General features: G+C 36.1%; 17 protein-coding genes. 15 read left to right on the top strand and 2 right to left on the bottom strand.

Annotated elements, in window-relative coordinates:
- Positions 1-5: 5 nt before the first annotated feature.
- The 6 genes from sufU (at position 6) to ACTND6_RS02415 (ending at position 5,970) form a co-directional block, all read left to right on the top strand.
- On the top strand, positions 6-461 hold the full coding sequence (gene sufU / locus ACTND6_RS02440) for a Fe-S cluster assembly sulfur transfer protein SufU (protein WP_441021665.1): 456 nt from the start codon (positions 6-8) through the stop codon (positions 459-461).
- A complete protein-coding gene (sufB, locus tag ACTND6_RS02435) occupies positions 458-1,873 on the top strand; it encodes a Fe-S cluster assembly protein SufB (RefSeq protein ID WP_441021663.1) in 1,416 nt (471 codons plus the stop codon). Before sufU ends, sufB begins: the two co-directional genes overlap by 4 nt.
- 46 nt (positions 1,874-1,919) lie before the next feature.
- The gene (locus ACTND6_RS02430) at positions 1,920-2,441 is read left to right on the top strand and encodes a 5-formyltetrahydrofolate cyclo-ligase (protein ID WP_178175813.1); all 522 of its coding nucleotides are present in this window, start codon (positions 1,920-1,922) and stop codon (positions 2,439-2,441) included.
- A gap of 74 nt (positions 2,442-2,515) precedes the next feature.
- On the top strand, positions 2,516-3,391 hold the full coding sequence (locus ACTND6_RS02425) for a hypothetical protein (protein ID WP_178175811.1): 876 nt from the start codon (positions 2,516-2,518) through the stop codon (positions 3,389-3,391).
- A 42-nt stretch (positions 3,392-3,433) separates the two neighbouring features.
- Positions 3,434-4,156, top strand: coding sequence for a hypothetical protein (locus tag ACTND6_RS02420; protein WP_178175809.1), 723 nt, complete (start codon positions 3,434-3,436; stop codon positions 4,154-4,156).
- Between the two features lie 95 nt (positions 4,157-4,251).
- A complete protein-coding gene (locus ACTND6_RS02415; RefSeq protein ID WP_441021660.1) occupies positions 4,252-5,970 on the top strand; it encodes a Na/Pi cotransporter family protein in 1,719 nt (572 codons plus the stop codon).
- A 34-nt stretch (positions 5,971-6,004) separates the two neighbouring features.
- Here the strand turns inward: ACTND6_RS02415 and proC are convergent, their stop codons facing one another.
- Positions 6,005-6,814, bottom strand: coding sequence for a pyrroline-5-carboxylate reductase (gene proC, locus ACTND6_RS02410; RefSeq protein ID WP_441021658.1), 810 nt, complete (start codon positions 6,812-6,814; stop codon positions 6,005-6,007).
- A 91-nt stretch (positions 6,815-6,905) separates the two neighbouring features.
- On the opposite strand from proC, the gene priA reads away from it, so the two are divergent.
- From priA to ACTND6_RS02370, 8 genes are read left to right on the top strand one after another with little or no spacing between them, the layout of a single operon-like run.
- Complete coding sequence (gene priA / locus ACTND6_RS02405) at positions 6,906-9,068, top strand: replication restart helicase PriA (protein WP_441021656.1); 2,163 nt, start codon at positions 6,906-6,908, stop codon at positions 9,066-9,068.
- Between the two features lie 9 nt (positions 9,069-9,077).
- Entirely contained in the window at positions 9,078-10,277 is a 1,200-nt protein-coding gene (rsmB, locus tag ACTND6_RS02400; RefSeq protein ID WP_441021654.1) for a 16S rRNA (cytosine(967)-C(5))-methyltransferase RsmB, read from the top strand.
- A 19-nt stretch (positions 10,278-10,296) separates the two neighbouring features.
- Entirely contained in the window at positions 10,297-11,343 is a 1,047-nt protein-coding gene (rlmN, locus tag ACTND6_RS02395; RefSeq protein ID WP_178175799.1) for a 23S rRNA (adenine(2503)-C(2))-methyltransferase RlmN, read from the top strand.
- Positions 11,340-12,083, top strand: a complete 744-nt coding sequence (locus tag ACTND6_RS02390) for a Stp1/IreP family PP2C-type Ser/Thr phosphatase (RefSeq protein WP_178175797.1) — start codon at positions 11,340-11,342, stop codon at positions 12,081-12,083. Before rlmN ends, ACTND6_RS02390 begins: the two co-directional genes overlap by 4 nt.
- Positions 12,083-13,786: a Stk1 family PASTA domain-containing Ser/Thr kinase gene (gene pknB, locus ACTND6_RS02385; RefSeq protein ID WP_441021651.1), complete on the top strand. Its 1,704-nt coding sequence runs from the start codon at positions 12,083-12,085 to the stop codon at positions 13,784-13,786. The genes ACTND6_RS02390 and pknB overlap by 1 nt, the downstream gene beginning before the upstream one ends.
- A gap of 14 nt (positions 13,787-13,800) precedes the next feature.
- Entirely contained in the window at positions 13,801-14,661 is an 861-nt protein-coding gene (gene rsgA, locus ACTND6_RS02380) for a ribosome small subunit-dependent GTPase A (protein ID WP_441021649.1), read from the top strand.
- Positions 14,661-15,305 carry a ribulose-phosphate 3-epimerase gene (gene rpe, locus ACTND6_RS02375; protein WP_441021647.1) on the top strand — a complete coding sequence of 215 codons (645 nt, stop codon included), beginning with the start codon at positions 14,661-14,663 and terminating at the stop codon, positions 15,303-15,305. Before rsgA ends, rpe begins: the two co-directional genes overlap by 1 nt.
- The gene (locus ACTND6_RS02370; protein ID WP_441021645.1) at positions 15,296-15,901 is read left to right on the top strand and encodes a thiamine diphosphokinase; all 606 of its coding nucleotides are present in this window, start codon (positions 15,296-15,298) and stop codon (positions 15,899-15,901) included. Before rpe ends, ACTND6_RS02370 begins: the two co-directional genes overlap by 10 nt.
- Before the next feature lie 29 nt (positions 15,902-15,930).
- Here ACTND6_RS02370 and rpmB read toward each other — a convergent pair whose 3' ends face one another.
- On the bottom strand, positions 15,931-16,134 hold the full coding sequence (rpmB, locus tag ACTND6_RS02365; RefSeq protein WP_178175791.1) for a 50S ribosomal protein L28: 204 nt from the start codon (positions 16,132-16,134) through the stop codon (positions 15,931-15,933).
- Between the two features lie 165 nt (positions 16,135-16,299).
- Here rpmB and ACTND6_RS02360 point away from each other — a divergent pair, with 165 nt between their 5' ends.
- A complete protein-coding gene (locus tag ACTND6_RS02360) occupies positions 16,300-17,568 on the top strand; it encodes a cell division protein FtsA (protein ID WP_441021643.1) in 1,269 nt (422 codons plus the stop codon).
- Positions 17,569-17,573: the final 5 nt, after the last annotated feature.

Here is a 17,573-nt window from a genome sequence, read left to right as displayed (position 1 = left end):
TATTGATGAGTAATACAAATGATATGTTAAATGATCCTGAAATTCTAAGAGAGCTGATCATGGATCATTACCAGTATCCACATAATCATAAATTGACAGAAGAAGCTGATTATAAAAGTGTACATATGGCTTCTGACAGCTGTATTGATGATATTACAGTTCAGTCAAAGATCAAAGATGGAAAAATTGAAGATATTCGTTTTGATGGGGTTGCCTGTACGATTTCCACAGCATCTACTTCTATGATGACAGATCTTTTAAAAGGAAAAACTGTAGAAGAAGCAGAAGCTATCATTCATCAATATTTTAATATGATTGATGCAAAAGAATATGATCCTGATGTGCTGGAAGAAGCAGTAGCATTAAAGAATGTCTATAAGCAGGCAAATCGTATCAAATGTGCAACGATTGGCTGGAAAGCAATCGATCAGATGATTCATGAAAGTGAGGAAAAAGAATGAGCGAAGAAAAGAACACAGATGTGATTGCCTCACAGGATGATTATAAATATGGATTTCATGATGATAATGTCAAGACGGTTCTTGAAACAGGAAAAGGACTGACAGAAGAAATCGTTCGTCAGATTTCCGCGTGGAAAAATGAACCAGAATGGATGTGTGAGTTCAGAGTTAAAGCATTTCATCAATTTGAAAAGATGGAAATGCCAAACTGGGGACCAGATTTATCTGAAATTGATTTCCAGGATTTTACATATTATAAGAAAGTAAGTAATGAAGCAGAAAGAAGTTGGGAAGATGTACCGGAAGAAGTAAAAAATACATTTGAAAAATTAGGTATTCCAGAAGCAGAAAAAAAATACCTTGCAGGTGTAACAACACAATATGAATCTGAAGCGGTATATCACAATATGCTGGATGAAGTACGTGAAAAGGGTGTTCTATTCCTTGATATTGACTCTGCATTAAAAGAATATCCAGATATCTTTAAAAAGTATTTTGCTACAATCGTACCAGCAAGTGATAATAAGCTTGCAGCATTAAACAGTGCAGTATGGTCTGGCGGATCTTTCATTTATGTACCAAAGGGTGTCAAACTTGAAAAACCACTGCAGTCATATTTTAGAATCAACTCTGAATCTATGGGACAGTTTGAAAGATCTATTATCATTGTTGATGATGGTGCTGAATGTTCTTATGTAGAAGGATGTACTGCACCGCAATATTCAAAGGATTCCATGCATGCGGCTGTTGTAGAAGTATTTGTTGGAAAAGGTGCAAAATGCAGATATTCTTCTGTACAGAACTGGAGTGGCAATATATTGAACCTTGTTACAAAGCGTGCAAAGGTTGAAGAACACGGAACAATGGAATGGATTGATGGAAATATCGGTTCTCGTATTTCCATGAAATATCCAGCTTGTATTCTTGCTGGAGAATATGCACATGGTTTATGTATTTCCATTGCGGTAGGTTCTAAAAATCAATTCCAGGATACAGGTGCAAAGATGATCCATTTAGCACCACATACAACTTCTTCTATTGTTTCAAAATCAGTTTCGCGTAATGGGGGTGTAACGAATTTCAGAGACTGGATCCGTTTCACACCAAAGGCAGAAAATTCTCGTACAAAGATTGAATGTGATACTTTGATTCTTGATAACAAATCCAGATCTGATACAATTCCACTGAATATCAATGATTGTGATTCTGCAACCATTGAACATGAAGCTAAGGTTTCTAAGATTTCTGAAGATGAATTGTTCTATCTCATGAGTAGAGGTTTATCAGAAGCACAGGCAACAGAAATGATCGTTATGGGCTTCTTAGAACCATTTACACGAGAACTTCCAATGGAATATGCAGTTGAATTGAATCAGCTGATGAAAATCGATTTTACAAATTCTATCGGTTAAGTTGTTAAGCATTGTAGTTTTTCTACAATGCTTTTATGATGGTTGCATGAAAAAAATGGATGCTAGAAAATATGGACAGAAACAGAGATCTTTAATTCCTTCTTCACAACGAAAGCAAAGATCACATTCGTTATTTCTAAAATTGGTACCATACATGGAGAAGGTAAATGTGATTGGATGCTATGTATCAATGAAAGATGAAGTAGATACATTTGAGATTCTTGCATGGTGTTTTGAAAATCATAAACATGTTTGTGTTCCAAAAGTGACTGGAAATACATTAGTGTTTTACTACATTTCATCATTTTCTGAATTACAGGAAGGTGCATTTCATGTATTAGAGCCATACAGCCAAAACAAGGCAGATTTAAAAGACATTGATTTCATGATTGTTCCATTGTCCTGTTATGATCTTTCTTTTCATCGTTGTGGGTATGGAAAGGGGTATTATGATTCTATCTTAAGAGAATGCAGATACAAAGCTGGTATCGCATTTTATGAACAATGCGTCAATGAAATTGAAGTAGAATCATATGATGTTTCTTTAGATTATGTGATTTCGTGTTAATGATGCGAAAGTTTGATTAATCTTAAGAAATTGTGTAGAATACATTCTAGCGTATAAAAAAAAGGAGGACAAATATGAAGAAAAGATTTATTACAATGTTGCCTGTAACTGCAGCTGTTCTCTTTTTAAGTGGTTTAAATGTTGATGCAAGTGGGAACTTCAAATTTTCAAATTCCCAGTCATATACAAATGCAGTATCTGCTGACTTTACGCAGCTTGTAGATACGGATAAACAGACAATGTATCTGACAAGTGAAGCAAATATTCTAAAAGATGGCACAAATGTTTCTTCCACAATTGAAACAGATGGAAAAGGAACACAAGTGCAGCTGTTAAGTGCGGAAGGTGAGCTCTGCAAGATCATTACACCTAGTGGAAAAGTTGGCTATGTAAATGTCAATAAGCTGACGAGCAGTCATGAAGATATTTTTAATCCAGTAGATGAAATCAAATATGCGGATAGTGATATTGAAGTCAAGCAATTACCACAGGAAGAATCTACAACAATCTTCACGAAAACAACGGATGATGAATTACATGTTGTTGGTACAAATGACTATTCATATTATGAAGTTGATTTTGATGGTGTTAAGGGCTATGTATTAAAGGATCAAGTGAAAGATGAAAAGACACCTGTTCCTGTTGTAGCTGCTGTAGATTATTCTGCTTTATTTGCTTCTATGGGTTCTAGTGGATCCTTAACAAAGGCATCTGGTGTGAATTATTATGGTGGAAGAAGAGAAACATATTATTCTTCCAATGTTTTATATCATTATCTGACACCTACATGGACATTGGATTCTGAAGGTTTCTATCGAGATGGTGATAATTACGTTGTTGCCGCAAGTGATATGCCGCAGGGCACAACATTCCCATGTTCTAAGGGAACATGTATTGTTCTGGATACAGGCTGTCCTGCAGGAACAACAGATTATTATGTAGCATGGTAAACGTATGGACTGGTAAAACAGTCCATTTTTAAGGAAATAAGTATGAGTGAAAAAAAGAACGAACAGAATGATGATTTTCTAGATTTTTCTACAATCAAAGAAGAAATAAATGATGGACCTAGTGAAGAAGAATTTACACGCGCTATGGATCAGATGAGCAAGACCGACCGTGATATTTTTGAAGATACAGGGATTATTCATATTGATCGTGACATGCCTGCAGAAACACAGGCAATGCATGTCATTTCCCTACAGAAGCAGAATGAAAAAAGAAAAAGAAAAATTGTATCCATCATTGTTTGCTTCATGTTAGCTGGTGTTGTTGTAGCGTTTGGTGGTATCTATCTGAAAAGTCATCAGAAACAGTTGAAAGCAGTCAAAGATACCTCGAATCAACAGCCTGCCAAGGATGCGATTGCTTTAGATGAAACAACATTTCCAGATACGTTATTTCGTACATATATTCAAAAGAATTTTGATAAAGATGGCAATGGAGAGCTCAGTGGAGAAGAGCTTTCTAGTGTGATTGCAATCATTGCACCAGAAGATTCTTCTTTAACAAGTCTACAAGGTATCGAATATTTTACAGAACTGCAGACACTTACATTCTCCAATACTGGAGTAACTTCTGCAGATCTAACAAACAATACTAAATTAACATTTATTTCCTGTGAAAATACACCGGTTGTAGATCTTATACTGCCAGCGGATTCCCCATTACAATGTCAAGTCAATGAAGATGGTACTGTTACTTCCTGCAAGTAAAGCCATTTTACAAATATTTTACAAAAACTTTCGAGTGAGAAGATAGATAGAGATGAATTTTACACTTAACATGATCTTAACAAAGAGGGAAGGTTATGAACGAAAGTGTAAAAATCTTGTTTGGATTGATAGGTGGACTTGCATTATTCTTATATGGAATGAATAGCATGTCTGATGCTTTACAAAAAGCTGCAGGTGAGAAGATGAAAAAGATTCTTGGTTTTTTAACAAAGAATCCTGTTATGGGTGCACTTGCAGGTGCATTGGTTACTGCTGTATTACAGTCATCTAGTGCTACAACAGTTATGACAATTGGATTTGTTTCTGCAAATCTGATGACACTGCCACAGGCTATTTCTGTTATTTTTGGTGCCAATATTGGTACAACAATGACAGCACAGCTCATGGCTTTTAAAATCACAGACTATATTTACCCAATTATATTTGCTGGATTTATGATGAATTTCATCTGTAAAAATGAAAAGATGAAAAATATCGGTTTAGCAATATTCTCATTTGGATTGTTGTTTGAAGGCATTGAAATCATGGGTACAGTCATGAAACCATTAGCAACAGCACCGTTCTTCTTAGAAATGATGGATAAAGTAAAAGATATTCCAGTTCTAGGTGTTATCTTAGGTGCAGGTATGACACTTGTTGTACAGTCATCTTCCGCAACCATTGCGGTATTGCAGAACTTTGCTTCTCAAGCAGGAGCTGATGGCGTGCATAGTGTTATCGGCTTGACAGGTGCAATTCCTATCTTATTAGGAGATAACATCGGTACAACGATTACAGCTTTATTAGCATCCATCGCTCAAAGCAAGAATGCTAAAAGAACAGCAATCTCACATAGTATCTTCAATATCACAGGCAGTATCGTATTTCTAATGATTATTCCTTTATTCGCTAAGGTAGTAACAATGATTTCTCCACAGGGAAATGAAGTGGATATTATTGCCAGACAGATTGCAAACGCACACACATTGTTCAATGTTGTATGTACACTGGCATGGCTGCCGCTGATTCAGTTGATGGTAAAGATCGTTACAACAATCATTCCAGATGGAAATGAAACTGTAAAATCAACTTCACAGCCACAATATCTGGATGAACATGTGATTGATCAGCCACTTGTCGCAATGTACCTTGTTTCTGAAGAAACTTCTAGATTAGGCAGCAGTACAGTAGTAGTATTACAGAAATTAAAATCTGCATTACATCATGGCAAAGATTCAAAGCAGTTTGCCACATTCCATAATATGCGAAAGCAGGTACATGACTTACAGGAAGAGATTGCAGACTATATCACTAAAATGTTCTCCAATGCATCTATTACAGAACAACAAGCAGAACAGCTTGCGGGTTACTTATATGTATCCAATAACCTGGAAAGAATTTCAGATCGCTGCAGAGATATTGATCATATCTTGAAAGAAACAAGTGCAATGAATAAATCATTTTCTATGATGGCAAGTGAACAGATGGATCATAGTATTGATCGAGTGACAGATCTGTTAAGAAAATCGATGAATGCTATTCAGACTGGTGATAGAGAATGTGCACAGGAAGCCATCCTGATTCGCAATGTACTGAGAAATGAAGAAAGGAAATACCATAAATCACATCTAGAACGAGTCAAGAGTAAAGAATGTGATCCATCTTTACATGTCAGCTATTCTACTTTACTTGATAATCTAGAAAGAATCGCGGATGCATGTGCCTGCATTGCAGAAGAAGCAAAGGATCATATCCAGCTTCTACAGCTGAATCCAGAAACATATACAGAAGATGTACAGACACAAACCGCATGAATAAAAGCAGGGAGTTCAATGAACTCCCTGGCATTTATTTTCCAAGCTGTTTTGCACGTGCAATACATTTCTCATTTGCATCATGTACAATTGTTTCTAGATTATCTTTCTTGAACTGTTTGACAGCTTCAATCGTTGTGCCGCCTTCAGAGCATACTTCATCAATGAAGTCGTCTAGTGGTTTATCCGCATATTTCTGTAACAGTTTGCCAGAACCGATGACCGTCTGTACAAGTAAAGATCGTGCAACATCTTCGTCGATGCCTCTTTTTTTCGCATCTTTTAAAATACATTGTACAAAGTAATAAATATAGGCAGGTGTAGAACCATGGACGGCAACGATATCTTCCATCTGTTCTTCTTTGACAGTTTTTGTTACACCCATCGTAGCGAACAGCTGGAATACAAAGTCATAGTCGTCTGCCTTGCAGTTTTCTGATTTACATAATGCAGTTGCACCTTCATTGATCTGTAATGGTGTATTTGGCATAGAACGAATGATTGGAGCATTGTTGAGTCTGGATTGCAAATGCTGAATGGAAACACCTGTGACGATGGATAGTAATGTATGAATATCATAATCTTTGATTTCATCTAATACTTCTTCAACCTGTTGAGGTCTTACCGCAAGTAAAACGATATGAGAATTTTCAACAAGTTCCTTCAATGAAGAAAGATTGTCAAAACCTTCAATACGACAGTCATTTTTCGCATGTTCGCTATGGTCATATACTGCAATCTTATAGCGTTCAATATATTCTTTTCTAACTGCACCACGTGCAATGGCTGTTCCCATATGTCCGAGTCCAATGATACCAAGTGTATATTTTCTTGTGATTTTCATAAAAGCCTTCCTCACTTATCTAGCATCTATTTTACCTTCTTCTTTCGCTTTATTCTATGCGAATATGACAACTCCATGTAAAATAATAGGTATGTATATTGTTGAAGTGTGGATCGAACATCCCGTTCGTTCGTTAGATCAGACATATTCCTATCTTTCAAATATTGAAATTCTACAAGGATGCAGAGTTTCTGTTCCTTTTGGCGTGAAGCAGTTAACAGGCTTTAGTGAAAGCTGTACGTATACAGAAGAAACAGAAGAACAAATCAAACAGAGATTTGGATTTTCTCTTAAATATATTTCAAATATTATTGATGAACAGCCATTGATCAATGAAGAGCTGCATGATCTTGCCTTATGGATGAAAGATCAGACATTATCTACAACGATTTCGTGTTTTCAGGCAATGCTTCCATCCATTGTGAAACCACTTGGAAAAGATAAACATCGCGTAAAAGAAAAATGGGTGAAATTATCGGATGAAGAAGTGAATTTGACACCAAAACAATTGCAGGCATATCTTTATGTTCAACAGAATGGAAAAGTGAAATATTCTACGCTGCGTGAAATGTTTAAAACAATTCCGCATACACTGGTAGAAAAGAATGCATTCATTTTATTTGAAGAAGAAAGAGATGCACAACCCATTGAAAATGAAGTGATGGCTGCACCATTTGCCTTGCTAGATAGTCAAAACAAGGCAATGCATGAAATTACGGATACAGAGGATGCGGTGTATCTTTTACATGGAGTAACAGGCTCAGGCAAAACTGAAGTTTATCTGCAGCTTGCGATGGAATGCTTAAAGCAAGGTAAACAAGTATTGATTCTTGTACCAGAAATTGCATTGACACCACAGATGATTGAACGAGTTTCTTCACGCTTTCACAATGCACTGGCGATTTATCATTCTGGTTTAAATGCACAGGAGAAATATGAACAGTGGAAGCTTGTAAAAAACAACCAGGCACGTATTGTGGTAGGAACAAGAAGTGCTGTATTTTTACCGTTTGATCAATTAGGTCTGATTGTGATGGATGAAGAACATGATGTATCCTATAAACAAGATGTACAGCCTTGTTATCATGCACGTGACATTGTGATACAAAGAGGAAAATACCATCACTGTAAAGTCATTCTAGGTTCTGCAACGCCTTCGCTAGATTCCTATGCAAGAGCATTGCGTCATGTATATCATCTTGTTGAAATCAAAGAAAGAATCAATCATTGTTTTGCGGATATTACATTAGTAGATATGAAACGAGCAATGATGCATGGAGAATCTTTTATTCTTTCTGATACCCTGAAAGAGAAAATGCAGAAGCAGTTAGCATCGCATAAGCAGATTATCCTGCTTTTGAATCGCAGAGGGTTTCATTCTCAATTACGATGCAAATCATGTCAGGAAGTCATTCGCTGTCCACATTGCGATATCGCAATGAGCTATCATAGAGATATTGGGAAAATGAAATGTCATACATGCGGATATGAAATGTATGTACCTAGAATCTGTCCACATTGCGGAAGTGGAGATGGTTTTACAACGTTTGGCTTTGGAACAGAACGACTGGAAGAAGAAGTGCATCAGATGTTTCCAGGTGTTAAAACACTACGTATGGATGCTGATACAACAAGTCGAAAAAATGCACATGCAAAAATATTAAAAGCTTTTGAAAATCAAGAAGCTGAAATACTATTAGGGACACAGATGATTGCGAAAGGTCTGGATTTTCCAAATGTAACGCTTGTTGGAATCATCAATGGAGATGAAGGATTGAATCGTACTGATTTTAGAAGTGCAGAAGCAACATTTGATTTACTGATGCAGGCAAGTGGCAGAAGTGGAAGAAAAGATACAAATGGCGAAGTTGTCATACAGGTATTTGATCCGTCCCATTATGTTGTTCAGTGTACGAAAGAGCAGAACTATGAGAAGTTCTTTATGCATGAGATGCAGTTTCGTAAAGCTGGACAATATCCTCCATATACATATCTCATCGCAATTACAGTATCATCCACTCAACAGAATAAAGTGGATCATACATCACTGTTGCTGATGCATCATTTACAAGGGAATTTTAAAGTCATTGGTATTATTTCTCTATTAAAGAAAAAAGATCTATATCGTCAAAGAATCTTATTAAAAGGGAAAAATCTAGACGAGATGAGAAAACAGGTTAAAAATGTATTAACAGATACAGAAATGGATATCAATACAATACGTATTGATGTCAATCCATTGACATTGGATTAAAGGAGTTTTATGAGTGCGAGAAGTGAAGCATTGAATATTTTATATAGAATAATGCATGATGACGGATATGCATCTTTAATCATGCGTGAAAGTAAAATCAAAAAAGAAGAAATGGCATCTGTAACAAATATTGTATATGGTGTATTAAGAAACTATACGTATCTTGAATATCAATGGAGAAAATACGCAAAAAGAACAAAACTGAAAACAGCACTTGCAATCGATATTGCGGTATTTGAGATGTTTTTTACAAATGAAAAAGAATATGCAATCTTGAATGAAGTACATGATCTTGTAAATACACATGATCAAAGCTTTGTGAATGCAATCCTTAGAAAAGTGCAGGCGAATGGTTTACAGACAACGGAAGTAAAGGAAATTCTTTATTCACATCCAAAATGGATCATCGATATGTGGAATGCACATTATGGTGAAGAAACAACGCTGAAAATTCTTGAAGCAGATCAAAAGATTCCAAAGGTCTATGGAAGAATCAATCCATTAGAGATAACGAAGGAACAGCTCATGAATGATCCATCAATTCATTTTATCAATGAAGAATCATTCACGATGCATCAATCCATTCTTGCGAGTGACTATTTCAAAAATGGACAGGTACTGATTCAAAATCCAGCTTCGATCCTGCCAGTTAAATATCTTGATGTGAAAGAAGGCATGCAGGTTTTAGATATTTGTGCTGCACCAGGGGGAAAGACACAGCTCATATCCAGCTATATGCAGAATACAGGAAAAGTCATTGCCTGTGATCTTTATGAACATCGTTGTCAGCTGATTGATCAGTTGATGAAAAAGTGTGGAAATACAAATGTAGAAACAAAAGTGAATGACGCAACAAAAGTTTCTTTTGAAGAAGAGAGTTTTGATCGTATCTTATGTGATGTACCTTGCTCAGGGCTGGGAGATCTTTCTCATAAGCCAGAAATCCGCTATCATTTAAAACCAGAAAATATTGATGAAATTATTCATACGCAGAAGAAGATTCTAGAAATTTCTTCTTCGTATCTGAAAAAGGGTGGAATTCTTGTATATTCTACATGTACATTAAATAAAAAAGAGAATTCAGGACAAATTAAAAACTTTTTGAAAGAACATCCAGAATTTACATGTATCGAAGAAAGAACAGTCTTCCCGTTTGAAGAGCATTATGATGGCTTTTATATCGCAAAGCTGACAAAAAATCAAGAATAATATGATAGAATAAGTGTGTATGCAAACAATATATGATTTAACATTGAAACAAATGCAAGAAATGCTGGAAGCACATGGACAGAAAGCCTATCGTGCAAAACAGATTTTTTCTTGGCTATATCGGAAAAGAGTATCCTCATTTGATGAAATGAGTGATCTTCCGAAATCTTTTATTGAACAGTTAAAACAAGAATACTCCATTGAACCATTAAAGGAAATTCAAAGACAGGTTTCTCATGATGGAACAATTAAGTTTCTAGCAGAATTACAAGATGGTTCTAGTGTGGAACTTGTTTTAATGCACTTTCAGTATGGTGATTCTTTATGCGTAACATCTCAGGTTGGATGTAATATGGGATGTTCATTCTGTGCCTCTGGTCTATTAAAGAAGCAACGTGATTTAACAGCGGGTGAAATCGTTGGAGAAGTCATGTTTGTTCAAAAACAGTTAGACAAAGAAGGTAGAAGGGTTGATAACATTGTTGTGATGGGTACAGGAGAACCTTTTGATAACTATACGAATGTCATGAATTTCTGTTCTATTGTAAACTCAGATCTTGGCTTAGCAATCGGATCTAGACACATCACAATTTCAACTTGTGGAATTGTTCCAAAAATCAGAGAATTTGCACAAGGACATTATCAATACAATCTTGCAATCTCTTTACATGCACCTACAAATGAACTGCGTAGAAAATTAATGCCAATTGCCAAGGCTTATCCATTGGATGAACTGATGCAGGCATTAAGAGAATACAGTGAAGACAATCATAGACGTCTGACATTTGAATATATTCTTCTGCATGGTGTAAATGATTCTGATGAAATGGCAATCACATTAGCAAATCTAGTTCGTGGAATGAATGCATATATCAATTTGATTCCATACAATCAGGTAGATGAAAATGGATATATTGGTGTGGATGATAAAAAAGCATTGCATTTCTATGACATATTGATGAAGCATGGTGTAAAGGCTACACTTCGTCAGAAGCATGGTGATGATATTGATGCTGCATGTGGTCAATTACGTGCAAAACATGAGAGGAATAAACAATCTTCATGAAATATTATGGAATTACAGATAAAGGACTTGTGAGAAAAAATAATCAGGATTCTTATGTCATTGCGACAAATGAAGCAAATGACATTTTTGCGATTGTTGCAGATGGAATCGGCGGTAATTTTGGAGGAGATATTGCTTCTAGAATGACAGTACGTTTCTTTTCAAAAGTATTTTCTGAAACGGAACAATTCACAAGTGAAGAAGAAGCTAGAAAGTGGATCACTTCAGCTATCAACGCATGTAATTTACAAATATTTGAATATGGACAGACACATGAGAATCTAAAAGGCATGGGTACAACATTCTGTGGTGTCATGATTACTTCTTTTGGAAAGATGATTGTAAATATTGGAGATTCTCGTGCATATGCATTATATGATCATTCTAGATTGACACAATTGACAACGGACCATTCCCTTGTAAATGATATGCTGATTCATGGAGAATTGACGCCAGAAGAAGCAAAAACATACCCAAAGAAAAATATACTCACAAATGCACTTGGTGTATGGGAAAGTGTACATGCGGATATTGATCTGCATAAGGAACATATGGATGGAATTTTATTATGTTCTGACGGGCTGCATGGATATGTTGAAGAAGAAAAAATGAAATCCATTTTACTGGATACAGATATGGATCCATCATTGAGTGCTCGTAAACTGATGAAGAGCGCATTGGATGCAGGTGGATATGATAATGTAACAGTCATATTTATTGATTTGGATGGTGAAGCGTAATGACAAATCGTAAGAATGTTATTGCAGATCGTTATGAAGTTGTTTCTCATATCGGACAGGGTGGTATGGCCGATGTTTTTCTTGCGGTCGATACGATTCTGAATCGTCAGGTTGCAATTAAAATCTTAAGGGCTGACTTATCTACAGATGCAGTCAGTATTTTACGTTTTGAAAGAGAAGCACAGGCAGCTGCAGCTTTAGCGCATCCAAATATTGTTGAAATCTATGACGTTGGTGATTATAAGGGACATCACTATATTGTCATGGAATATGTTACGGGAAAGACGCTGAAACAAGTTATTCGATCTCGTGGACCACTCGTAAATGAAGAAGCTGTAGATATTATGAAGCAATTGTGTTCCGCGATTTCTGAAGCACACAGTAGAGGCATCATTCATCGTGATATCAAACCTCAGAATGTTATTGTCAAAGCAGATGGCTCTATCAAGATTCTTGACTTTGGTATTGCGACAGCGAAAGGATCAATGCAATTGACGCAGGCAAATAATGTTATGGGAAGTGTGCATTATCTTGCACCTGAACTTGCTAAAGGAGAAGCTGCTTCTCCGCAGTCAGATATCTATGCTTTAGGAATTGTGCTATATGAAATGCTTGCAGGAGATGTTCCTTTCAAGGCGGATCAGGCAGTACAGATTGCTTTAAAGCATATGCGAGAGCCAATGCCGGATGTACGTTTGATCAATGCATCTGTTCCACAAAGCATCGCAAATGTAATTACACGTGCAACCGCAAAAGATCCAAACAATCGTTATGGTTCATGTCGAGAAATGCTGCAGGATATTTCAACTTGTTTAAGACCAGAACGTTTGAATGAGAGAAAACTTGTATTGCATGAAAATATTCAGAAGCAGAAAAAAGAACAGACAAATGTAAAGGCAGAACCAGCTAGAGGAAAACATACAAATTTCACATCTTCTCATACATATGAGACTTCTTCTCACGAAAAAGGAAAAAACTATACAAAGCCTGTTGCGACAATATTTGGAATTGTCGTTGTTGTTGGAATCATTGCAGCACTGATATTCAATTTCCTCCCGCGCAATACAAAAGTTCCTTCTATTCAGGGAATGAGTCTGCAGGATGCTGAAAAAGCATTACATAAAGCAAATTTAAATATTGATGAATCCAACATATCTTATGAATTGACAGAAGATATTGAACAGGGAATTGTCATTTCATCTTCTCCTGAAGAAGGCAGTGAAGTTGGCGGCGATACCTCTATTTCCCTTGTTGTGTCTAGTGGTATTGGCGTTACATGTGATGATTTTGTTGGTCAGAATATTACAGATGTAAAAAAACAATTGAACAGTCAATATCCAAATCTAACTGTAAATGCAGTTTCAGAAGATTCTATGAAAACTGGTGGAACAATTCTTCGCCAGGAAAAGCTGCAGGCAGGAACGTTATTTGATCCTTCTAAACCAAATGAAATTACATTGGTATACGCAACATATCCAACGATTACGATTCCAGATGATATTATCGGTATGGATGTACAAAGTGCACAGCGAGAACTTGAACATATGGGGGCAGTTGTGAGGACAAGTAATCGTGATACAACACAAATGAGTCAGGAAGAATTAGATAGTATTACGCCTGGTGTCGTTATTTCATGTGATCCAGCATATGGCACATCTTATACACAGAAAGAAAATAACTATATTACACTGTATTATTACTAATCATAAGAGGAAGAATGAAAGCAAGAATAGTAAAAATTGTTTCAAAAGAATATACATTAATGGATGAAGAGGGAAATACTTTTGACAGTATTCTGACAGGAAAGATTCGAAAACAGCGTGTACCTGTTACAGGTGATATTGTTGAATGTAAAGAATCCCATGGCAGATATGTCATTGAAAAAATATCGCCTAGAAGAAATGAAATGATTCGTCCAAGTGTTGCCAATGTTGATCAGGTGTTGATTGTGATGTCTGTCAAAGATCCTGATTTTTCAACAGCATTGATAGATCGTCTATCAATGCTGATCATGAAAAGTGGAATTGAACCAATGCTGATCGTTACAAAAACTGATCTTGGAATCAGTGAAGAAACGGAAGAAAGAATTCGTGAATATGAAAGAGGACCAATGAAAGTTATTCGTACTGCCAAAGGTTCTTTGAATCCTGAAGTTTCTTCTTTTCTAGAAGGAAAGATATCTGTACTGACAGGTCAGTCAGGTGCTGGCAAAAGTACTTTATTAAATCAGCTGGATCCTACATTTCATTTAGCAACGCAGGAAATTTCAAAAGCGTTAGGCAGAGGAAAACATACAACACGTCACAATGAACTGCATAAGGTTGCTGGTGGGCTTGTTGCGGATACTCCTGGTTTTTCATCCCTGGATTTTGCACACGTGAATGCAAATGAATTGGGAAATTATGTGCCTGATTTCCTTCCGTATATCGGAAAGTGCAAGTTTAATGACTGCATTCATGAAAATGAACCAATGTGTGCTGTCAAGCAGGCGCTAGAAGATGGTTTGATTCCGAAGGAAAGATATAAAAATTATTTACAAGTATTACAAATGATTCATGAAAGAAGGGAAAAATTCTAATGATTATTGCACCTAGTGTATTGTCACTTGATTACAGTGACACAAAAAAACAACTTGATGAATTGAATGCGTCTGGTGCTGAATGGATGCATTATGATGTGATGGATGGAAATTTTGTACCAAACTTATCCTTTGGACCGGATATTCTTAAAGCATTCTGCAAAGCTTCTCCATTATACAAAGATGTACATTTAATGATCAAAGATCCAATGTACTATGCAGATGTATTTATGGATGCAGGTGCAGATCTAGTCACATTCCACTATGAAGCTGTGGAAGAAAAAGATATTAAAGTACTGGCAGATAAGATTCATGCCCGTAATAAAAAAGCTGGAATTTCCATTAAACCGGATACACCAGTAGAAGTATTGCGACCTTACATAGCTGATTTTGATCTTGTATTGATTATGTCTGTAGAACCAGGTTTTGGTGGTCAGAAATTCAGAGAAAACGCACCAGAGAAGATTCGTGAAACAAAGGCATTGATTGAGGAAATGCATTCTCATGCACTTGTTGAAGTAGATGGCGGTATCAATGATGTTACTGGCAAGCTTTGTAAAGAAGCTGGTGTAGATGTGCTTGTTGCGGGCAGCTATGTCTTCAAAAATGATATCAAGAAAGCTGTGCAGTCTTTATGCGAGTAAAGATTGCTTTAAAGCTGATAGAAGACGTTGTAAAAGAAGATTGTGATTATATTGGAGCAGACAAGGGTGCTTTGACATTGGCAAAACTGCATATTCCTATGAAGCTTGCAATCGGAGATTTTGATTCCGTTGAAAAAAAAGATCTTGCATGTATTGAACAATACGCAGATGAAATCATTCAATTGAATCCCATCAAAGATGACTCTGATTCTTTGTGTGCTCTCAATGAAGCAATCAAAAGAGGCTATGATGAAATTGACATGCTGGGAGCATTTGGTGGAAGAATGGACCATTCTTACTACAATCTATGTCTGGCATATCAACATCCAAATGTTTTAACACTGTATGATAAGACAAATAAAGTATATGCATTACAAAAAGGTGTCTATCATATTAAAAAAGATGGGTATGCATTTATTTCCTTCTTTACAAAAACAAATGCAAAAATCAGTTTAGAAGGATTTGAATATACAATTACGCATTATGAAATGAATCAAGATACGATCTTTACTTTATCCAATTCAATATTGCATGATGAAGGAATACTCACAATAGAAGAGGGCTGTCTTCTTGTACTGCAGACAAAAGATGCATAAAAAAAGATTCCATCAGGAATCTTTTTTAATTAAGCATTGACTGCTTTAGCGGACTTGGACTTGAGTGTCTTAAGTGCACGAGCAGAAACTTTGACTGTCATTGGCTTACCATCAACAATCATGTGTACTTTTTGTAAATTTACATTCCACTTACGTCTTGTAGCGCGTAAAGAATGAGAACGTCTGTTACCACTTAATGCTTTTTTACCGGAAACGGCACAAACTCTAGACATATATACCCTCCTTCGTTCACAATTGCTCAAGTAGAATAACATGAAATATGACTTTTTGCAATAACAATATTTTAGATATTTTGGCTTATTTTTCTTTTAATATCTATTTTTCAAATTTGATTTATGTTACAATTTAACATGTTTATGAGATGAAAGGAGTTCTTCATGAGCGATAAACAAATATTTGCAAGCGTTGAAGTAGCAGACCATGAGGTGCGCCTGGTTGTTGGAGAATTTTTTAATGCCCGCTTCAATATTATAAAAGTTGAAAGGATCCCATGCTTTGGAATTACATACGATCAAGTACTTGATCCAGATGAGATCTCAAATGCGTTACGTAAGGCAGCAGGCAGTGCGAAGCGTACAATTGGAGCGGAAATCAAGAAAGTTATCTTAGCAATTCCGTCCTATAAAACAAAAAAATATTCTTTGCGTTCTACAGTAGATGTTTCTGGTATTGATGGTGTCATTACGATCCAGGATGTTAGAAATGCAATCAAGAAGGCAGAGAGTGTCAATATTTCAAAAGATTATGCTTTGATCCAGACAGTATGTGTGAAATATATTGTAAATGGTATCGCTACACGTCGTATTCCAATCGGTGAAAAGTGTTCTCAATTATCTATTGATGTTGATTTATTGTGTGCTGATCGAAAACTTGCATATGATCTTGTGGGATGTGTTGAAAATGCTGGTTTACAGGTATTAGATATTTTCCCTGAAGTATATGCAGTTGGAAAAGAAGCAGCTCTATTTGAAAGAGCAGTTGAAAAACAAATTGTTGTTTTAAAGATTGAAAGACAGTCTACGGTTCTTGGATTATTTAGAAAGGGTAGATTAACAACAGCGGGTGTATTGCCTGCAGGTCTTGGAAATCTTGTTAGTGACTGTGTAGATCAATATGGCGTTGCAACATCAGATGCAGTTGAACTATTGAAATACAGTATTCGTTTCAATCAGAAAGTATATACAGATAATCCTGTACATATCTGGTCAAAAGACGGTGAAACGAAGACAATTTCTGAAAAACAATTTGTCGAAAGCATTCAAAAAAATGTAGCACAATGGGTTAAAGATCTCATAAAAACTTGCGAGCCTATCTTGCAAGCTGGACCTACTACTGTTATTATTACAGGTGAAGGTGGAGAAACAGAAGGTCTTTCTGATCTCCTTTCTGAGAGCTTAGGATGTAGTGTAAAGTGTTATATCCCTGAAACACTGGGTGGAAGAAATGCTGGTTTAACAGCACCTCTTGGCCTTTTATATGCATATCAGGACAAGCTTCCTATTACGGGATATATCGATGATAGCTTAGATATGGACGCATTTAAAAAATCCGTCAGCTATCGCGAAAAGAAAAAAGAAATTGATTCTAAGGAAGATACATTAACAAGTAAATTAAAAGGATTATTCTTCGAGAATAAGGCAAAGTAAGGGAG

This window comes from Bulleidia sp. HCP3S3_C9, assembly GCF_052064035.1.
Classification (GTDB): Bacteria; Bacillota_I; Bacilli_A; order Erysipelotrichales; family Erysipelotrichaceae; genus Bulleidia.
The sequence above is the reverse complement of the archived record's forward strand: the minus strand, read 5'-3'. Positions and strand labels throughout refer to the sequence as shown.

Coding starts and splice junctions, on each gene's coding strand:
- sufB (WP_441021663.1), top strand. CDS start 458: ATGAGCGAAGAAAAGAACACAGATGTGATTGCCTCACAGGATGATTAT.
- rlmN (WP_178175799.1), top strand. CDS start 10,297: ATGCAAACAATATATGATTTAACATTGAAACAAATGCAAGAAATGCTG.
- ACTND6_RS02360 (WP_441021643.1), top strand. CDS start 16,300: ATGAGCGATAAACAAATATTTGCAAGCGTTGAAGTAGCAGACCATGAG.
- ACTND6_RS02425 (WP_178175811.1), top strand. CDS start 2,516: ATGAAGAAAAGATTTATTACAATGTTGCCTGTAACTGCAGCTGTTCTC.
- ACTND6_RS02415 (WP_441021660.1), top strand. CDS start 4,252: ATGAACGAAAGTGTAAAAATCTTGTTTGGATTGATAGGTGGACTTGCA.
- ACTND6_RS02430 (WP_178175813.1), top strand. CDS start 1,920: ATGAAAAAAATGGATGCTAGAAAATATGGACAGAAACAGAGATCTTTA.
- ACTND6_RS02420 (WP_178175809.1), top strand. CDS start 3,434: ATGAGTGAAAAAAAGAACGAACAGAATGATGATTTTCTAGATTTTTCT.
- ACTND6_RS02390 (WP_178175797.1), top strand. CDS start 11,340: ATGAAATATTATGGAATTACAGATAAAGGACTTGTGAGAAAAAATAAT.
- priA (WP_441021656.1), top strand. CDS start 6,906: ATGTATATTGTTGAAGTGTGGATCGAACATCCCGTTCGTTCGTTAGAT.
- rsmB (WP_441021654.1), top strand. CDS start 9,078: ATGAGTGCGAGAAGTGAAGCATTGAATATTTTATATAGAATAATGCAT.
- sufU (WP_441021665.1), top strand. CDS start 6: ATGAGTAATACAAATGATATGTTAAATGATCCTGAAATTCTAAGAGAG.
- rpe (WP_441021647.1), top strand. CDS start 14,661: ATGATTATTGCACCTAGTGTATTGTCACTTGATTACAGTGACACAAAA.
- rsgA (WP_441021649.1), top strand. CDS start 13,801: ATGAAAGCAAGAATAGTAAAAATTGTTTCAAAAGAATATACATTAATG.
- proC (WP_441021658.1), bottom strand. CDS start 6,814: ATGAAAATCACAAGAAAATATACACTTGGTATCATTGGACTCGGACAT.
- rpmB (WP_178175791.1), bottom strand. CDS start 16,134: ATGTCTAGAGTTTGTGCCGTTTCCGGTAAAAAAGCATTAAGTGGTAAC.
- ACTND6_RS02370 (WP_441021645.1), top strand. CDS start 15,296: ATGCGAGTAAAGATTGCTTTAAAGCTGATAGAAGACGTTGTAAAAGAA.
- pknB (WP_441021651.1), top strand. CDS start 12,083: ATGACAAATCGTAAGAATGTTATTGCAGATCGTTATGAAGTTGTTTCT.